Source organism: Cereibacter changlensis JA139, assembly GCF_003034985.1.
Taxonomy (GTDB): Bacteria; Pseudomonadota; Alphaproteobacteria; order Rhodobacterales; family Rhodobacteraceae; genus Cereibacter; species Cereibacter changlensis.
In genome coordinates this window covers 1-297 of record NZ_PZKG01000459.1, presented here as the reverse complement: position 1 = coordinate 297, position 297 = coordinate 1, and the positions used below count along the sequence as shown (strand labels likewise).

1 protein-coding gene is annotated in these 297 nt (G+C 64.3%); it reads left to right on the top strand.

All coding sequences use genetic code 11. The features are described from left to right. A partial coding sequence (locus C5F48_RS24650; protein ID WP_146170803.1) for a transposase domain-containing protein occupies positions 1-279 on the top strand: 279 nt, incomplete at its 5' end. Positions 280-297: the final 18 nt, after the last annotated feature.

Here is a 297-nt window from a genome sequence, read left to right as displayed (position 1 = left end):
GACGACGGCCGGATCGAGATGGACTCGAACCTCATCGAGAACCGCATACGGCCGCTGACCCTCGGAAGAAAGAACGCACTCTTCGCCGGACACGACGAGGGCGGGCAGTCCTGGGCGCGCTTCGCCTCGGTCATCGGGACCTGCCGCCTGAACGGCGTCGAGCCTTATGCCTGGCTCACGGCAGCCCTGGAGGCCATCGCCGGCGGACACCCGAAGTCCGACATCGACGCGCTGCTCCCGTGGAACTTCCCGAAGGTTGCAATCAAAGCTGCAGCTTAAACTGCAATCGATCGCCAG